Source organism: Pelorhabdus sp. sgz311002, assembly GCF_056134285.1.
This window is the reverse complement of record NZ_JBWBCL010000019.1, coordinates 26,482-32,819: the sequence shown is the minus strand read 5'-3', so window position 1 is coordinate 32,819 and position 6,338 is coordinate 26,482. Positions and strand designations below refer to the sequence as shown.

General features: G+C 44.5%; 4 protein-coding genes. All 4 read right to left on the bottom strand.

The window, feature by feature from the left end; all coding sequences use genetic code 11:
• Window positions 1-2,420, bottom strand: a 2,420-nt coding sequence (gene nifJ / locus AC0NJP_RS18210) for a pyruvate:ferredoxin (flavodoxin) oxidoreductase (protein WP_474700702.1), incomplete at its 3' end; no start/stop codon positions are given.
• Window positions 2,421-2,462: 42 nt separating this feature from the next.
• Window positions 2,463-4,034, bottom strand: a complete 1,572-nt coding sequence (locus AC0NJP_RS18205; protein ID WP_474041015.1) for a BCCT family transporter — start codon at window positions 4,032-4,034, stop codon at window positions 2,463-2,465.
• A 17-nt stretch (window positions 4,035-4,051) separates the two neighbouring features.
• A complete protein-coding gene (locus AC0NJP_RS18200; protein ID WP_474700701.1) occupies window positions 4,052-5,239 on the bottom strand; it encodes a trans-sulfuration enzyme family protein in 1,188 nt (395 codons plus the stop codon).
• Window positions 5,240-5,480: 241 nt separating this feature from the next.
• Window positions 5,481-6,281 carry a MerR family transcriptional regulator gene (locus AC0NJP_RS18195; RefSeq protein ID WP_474041013.1) on the bottom strand — a complete coding sequence of 267 codons (801 nt, stop codon included), beginning with the start codon at window positions 6,279-6,281 and terminating at the stop codon, window positions 5,481-5,483.
• Between the last annotated feature and the right edge of the window lie 57 nt (window positions 6,282-6,338).

Here is a 6,338-nt window from a genome sequence, read left to right as displayed (position 1 = left end):
CCAGAGAATTCGAGCAGCGGTTGTTCAAACTGACTGCCTTTGATCGTTTCTTTCTTCATGGGGTTCGCTTTCGGCGATACCTTCATGGCATAATCCCACAAAGCTTCCTGCTCTGTCTGCGTAGCCAGCGGCTGCATAATGAGCGCTTTTTCTTTGGCCGGGCAAACCTGCGCACAGTTGCCGCAGCCGGTACAGTCGAGGGTGGAAACAGCCATTCTAAAGGACAAGTCTTTGGCGCCAACAGCTGGTTTTACAACAAAGCCGGCCGGAGCTGCCGCCACTTCGCTTTCACTCACAAGGATCGGGCGAATGGCCGCATGAGGACATACATAGGCGCACTGGTTACATTGAATACATTTGTCAGCCTGCCACTCTGGTACGTTAATGGCAATGCCGCGTTTTTCATAAGCTGCCGTACCGACAGGATAGGTGCCGTCTTCTACCGGCAAGAAAGCGCTGACTGGTACTTTGTCGCCATCTTGACGATTCACTGGAACAAGGATGTTTTTAATAAAGTCAGGAACTTGGGCTGTTACCGCTTCCGTGCTTTCGGCCTGGGCCCAAGCTGCCGGAACGTCTACTTTCACGCAAGAAGTGACACCACGATCAATCGCCGCCTGATTCATCGACACAACTTTTTCGCCTTTTTTGCCGTAAGATTTTACGACGGCTTCTTTTAAATAATTCGCTGCCGCTTCCACGGGAATGACATCAGCAATTTTAAAGAAGGCTGCCTGCATGATCATATTGATGCGTCCGCCAAGACCGATTTCTTGGGCAATTTTCACGGCATCAATTGTATAGAATTGAATCTGTTTCTCCGCGATATAACGTTTCATCGCTGCTGGCAGATAGGCATCCAGTTCTTCGGCATTCCAACTACAGTTGAGGAGGAAATTACCGCCGGATTTCAGGCCTTCTAAGACATTGTATTTATCCACATAGGATTGGTTATGGCAAGCGATAAAGTCCGCTTTATTGATAAGATACGGCGCTTTGATTGGCTGTTTGCCAAAGCGTAAATGAGAGATCGTTACGCCGCCGGATTTTTTCGAGTCATAGGCAAAATAGGCCTGAGCATACAAGTCTGTATGATCGCCAATGATTTTAATGGCGCTCTTATTGGCGCCGACGGTGCCGTCAGAACCAAGACCCCAGAACTTACAAGCTTTCGTACCCACTGGCGTCGTATCAATATCTTGGCCAAAAGGCAGTGACGTGTGATTCACATCGTCAATGATCCCCACCGTAAAACCGTCTTTCGGTGCATCCGCTTTGAGGTTCGCAAAAACGGCTTCAATGTGGCTTGGAATGACGTCTTTACCGCCGACGCCGCAGCGTCCGCCGACGATGACGGGGTGCCAGTCGCTCGTATAGAAAGCCGATTTTACATCAAGATAAAGCGGTTCGGCCAAGGAGCCCATTTCTTTCGTCCGGTCGAGAACAGCGATTTTCTTGACCGTCTTCGGAATGTATTTGAAGAAATGCGAGATGGAGAAAGGACGATATAAATGAACCGTCAACAAACCCACTTTTTCGCCTTGCTCATTTAAATGATCCACCACTTCTTCAATGGCTTCGCACATGGAACCCATGGCAATGATCAGACGTTCGGCATCCGGCGCGCCATGATAGTTAAAGAGGTGATATTCACGACCGGTAAGCTTCGTAATTTCTTGCATGTATTCTTCCACGATTTCTGGCAAAGCGTCATAGTAACGGTTCGTGACTTCGCGCTGCTGGAAGTGAATGTCGGAGTTTTGTACGGTACCGCGCAGAACCGGATGATCCGGGTTTAGACCACGGCGACGGAACGCTTGAACGGCATCCATATCGACGAGTTTTTCCAGTTCATCATATTCGAGCACTTCAATCTTTTGAATTTCATGCGACGTTCTGAACCCGTCAAAGAAATTGAGAAAGGGAACGCGGCCTTTAATGGCTGCTAAATGGGCGACTGCCGCCAAATCCATAACTTGCTGTACACTGCTTTCAGCAAGCAAGGCAAAGCCAGTCTGTCTTGTCGCCATCACATCAGAGTGATCGCCGAAAATGCTGATCGCATTAGCGCCAATCACGCGGGCGCTTACATGAAAGACGCCAGGTAAAAGTTCACCAGCAATTTTGTACATGTTCGGAATCATGAGCAAGAGCCCTTGCGAAGCCGTATAGGTCGTTGTTAACGCACCAGACTGCAAGGAACCGTGCACAGCACCGGCAGCGCCGCCTTCTGACTGCATTTCTACGACTTCTACAGTCTGTCCGAAAATATTCTTACGGCCTTGTGCAACCCATTCATCGACGCTTTCAGCCATGTTGGATGACGGCGTAATCGGAAAGATTGCCGCTACATCAGTAAATGCATAAGAGATATGGGCGGCGGCTGTATTGCCGTCCATTGTTTTCATTTTTCTTGCCATAATACTAGATCCGCTCCTCTGCTAAAATATAAGTTTTCTTACTTAATTCCACTTAAACAGTTTATTTTTATCGACAGGAATACACTTATTAGCAATATCCTGTTTTAAGATTTTATAGAAGGTCACGAGCAGTAAGGCAATAACGAGCAGCATCGGCAATGCGAAGACGGAAGTTACCGACTGAATCGTTTTTAATACATTGAGCCCTGGCACCATATGCTCTAGGAACAAAATACTTACAGGCAGCAGCAACACGAGAAATGCCCAGAATACTTTGTACCATTTATTCGGCTCTTCATCATTTTTCAAGTTTTTCGAAGTTAAAATAGATACAACGGTCGAAGCGGCCGTAGCGCCACAAGCCAAAGTAATAAACACTACCGCCATATAGACAGCAATCGCCAGGCCCGAGAATGGCAGAGTTTTTAAAACAGCTAATACAGCGGCATTATTGCCATTTTCCGCAACGATCTGCGATAAATTAAGCGTTCCAGTCAATTCGAGATTCATACCATAGTTGCCAAGTACGGCAAAAGCTACCCAACAAGCTAAGGACGTCCAAATACACCGTACAATCGCAATTTCGCGGAAGGTACGACCGTAAGAAACACGGGCCAGCCATAACCCATCAGAAATGGTACAGCCCACATACCAAGCCCAATAGAATACTGTCCACTCTTGAATAAAACCAGTTTGCGCAATGGAATCCGTATTAAAGCTCATATGGACAAACTCGCGAATATTCGTACCAATCGCCATGACAAAATTGTTCAATATAAACGATTTCGGCCCCACCAAGAAAACAAACAGGAAAAACCCAATTGCTAGTTTGACATTAAAATCACTGATAATGCCAATTCCTTTGGCAATGCTCTTGGACGTTGACAAGATAAAGAACAAACAGAACACAAGAATGACCGCAATGCGCAGTTCAAAAGTCACTGTCATATTCAGCAAATGTCCGGCAAGTTCTGCTAAAATCGAAGTTCCTAAACCAACCGTACAAACAAGTCCGCCAATATAACCAAATGCAACAACACTATCAATACAAGTCCTTGTAATGCGTACTGGCAGGCTGTCTCCTTTTAAAACACTCTTACACAAATCAGACAAGTTTAAAGAGTCTACTTGTTTATTCCAGAAGATATAACCTAATGCTAAGGAAACAGGCAAATAAATCGCCCAGGCGGAAAAGCCCCAATGAAACATGCCGTAAGCTGAAGCATATTCATAAGCCTGTATTGACATGGGCTCTACGCCAAAGGGAGGCGTTTTAACATAATACATCCACTCTACCATGCCAAAAATCAAAATTCCCGCACCAGCGGCTGAACACATATTCATGGCCGCCCAAGTAAAAAACGAATAATGAGGTTTTGCATCAACACCGCCTAAGCGGATGTCGCCATATTTAGAGAACATAATAAACGCAGCAAATACAGCACTTAAAAAAGCAATCAGCATAAATAACCAAGGCAAGTTTAGCGTCATAACGGAATAAAAGATGTTAATAAAGGCGGCGCTTCCATCAGGATTCATCGCCATAGGAATCACCATAGCGACAAGTAAGCCTACAGCCAACAGCGCAATTGGCAGGTTAATATTTTTGAACATACAGCACGCTCCTCTTTTTACACTTTCTCAAAAACGGTCAAGGCCTGTTTAAAATCAGCAATCAAATCATCGATGGCTTCCGCTCCGGCAGAAATACGAATTAAGCCTTCTTCCATACCCATTTCTTTTAGTTGGGCTGGCGTAAATTCATTGCGGAAAGCCGTAGCTGGATGGGCAATAGTCGTACGATAACCGCCTAAAGTTCCCAAATATTTTACCACATTCAATTTATGCATAAAAGCATTCACTTTGGCGCGGTCATCTTCTACACGGAAGCTCAGCATAGCGCCACAGCCATTCGGCATCAATCTGGCCGCTAAGTCACGCTGTGGATGATTGGCTAAGGTTGGGTAATTTACATAGCGTACATGAGGATCGGCTTGCAGAGCTTCAGCAATTTTTTTCGCATTCTCAAACTGCTTGGTTACACGCATTTCCATCGTGCGAATACTGCGCAGCATCAGCCAAGCACTATTCGGATCTAAACAGCCGCCTAGCAGCAAAAAGTCCCCGTAAATCTTCTTAATTAATTTAGCGCTACCTGTAATGGAGCCGCCGGTAATATCACTATGGCCGCCAAAATATTTCGTCAGACTATGAATCACAATATCGGCGCCGTGTTCTAGTGGGCGAATGGCCAGCGGCGTAGTAAAGGTACTGTCTACCAGCACTAATGCGTCAATGCTATGAGCTAATTCGGCAATCGCGTCAATATCGATAACCTCAATGAGCGGATTCGCAATAATCTCGGTATAGAGCATTTTCGTATTCGGTTTTATAGCGGCACGAACACTGGCGATATCCGTAAAATCGCTATAAGTAACCTCAACGCCCAGTTTCATTAAAATACGATCAAATAGCTCGATTGTTTCGCCATAAATTGAACGACTTGCAATAATATGATCGCCTGCTTGAATCAGCGATAATATTGCCGTGGAAATAGCCGCCATTCCTGACGCACAGACTAAAGATTGTTCGCCTTTTTCCAAATAAGAAATCGCTTCCGCCACACCGTCCCGATTCGGATTGGCCGTCCGGGAATAATAATATTTACCGCCCGTACTGGCAAAATCGTAATCATCCATATCACGAATAATGTTAGCAGTAGAATGATAGATCGGCGGTGTTTCCGGGTGCTCAATTGGAAGCTTCGATTCACTTCCAGCATATAAAATATGGGTCTCTCTCGTTAACTCTTGCGGCATCGCCAAAAATCTCCTCTCAAAATGTAGATTGGTTTGTACGGTAAAGAATAAACCTTGTTGTTACCAATAGGTCAAGAGGAATTTTCAGATAAAACCGAATAATCTTTAATCACAGAAGATATAAAAAAAGATGCCTATCCTGTAGACTTACAGAATAGGCATCTTCTCAGTATGTTTCGTTCATTGATCTGCTCAATATTACCAGTTACATTGATGGAAAAAGTCTTTATTCCCACAGATTTTACTCTAGCAGAATTTGCACTTCATAATCCGCATTCATATATTCCACTAAATTATTTTCAAATTCCAAGGCCAGAATCGTCGTTGGCCTTGGCAAAAAGTCAAAGTATTTCTGTAACAGCGTCGTATCCCATTTCTGCTGCAACAATTTCGTGCGAAAACAGAGATACTCTCCGGCTGGCAGTTCTTTATAGTAAGGAGTAAAGAAGGAAGGCCGATCCTTCAAGTAAATAAAGTATGTTTTAGGATCAAATTTTCTCTGAAACAAACTATTGGGTGTTAACTCATAGCCATATTGGCGGCGATACGACAAGTGATGAAGTTCTTTGCGGCTACGCGCCTTCGCCAAACGAATTTCCATGTCGGCTAATTCATCATCATCGTAACAGGGTACATAAATCAAATGACGCTTTTCCATGTGCATGCGATACAGCGCTTTCGAAGCATCCATTTTACTGAGATACGTGAAATAGTCAATATACCATTCCACATCTTTAATCCGGGTGCGAATCACTTCTAATTCCCGGTTCGCCTCTTGCCACTCTTGCTCTAACGCTGGCAAAAGTCCATCGACTGTGCCTTTTTTTACGATATTGCCAATCTCAGTTAAGGACAATCCTAAATACTGCAAATACTTAATCCGGTCAATAATATGGAACTGATTGAACTCATAATAGCGATAGCCGTTCTTTTCCGATATGTAGCGCGGTTCAAGAATGCCGATTTTCTCATAATGCCGCAGCGTCTGCGCCGTAACGCCCAATAGTTTAGCAGTTTCCCCAATCGTATAGTACTTTTTCATGAGAATACTAACTCCTTATATCAAACATAGCCTTCCTTTCTATTTTAACTTACAACC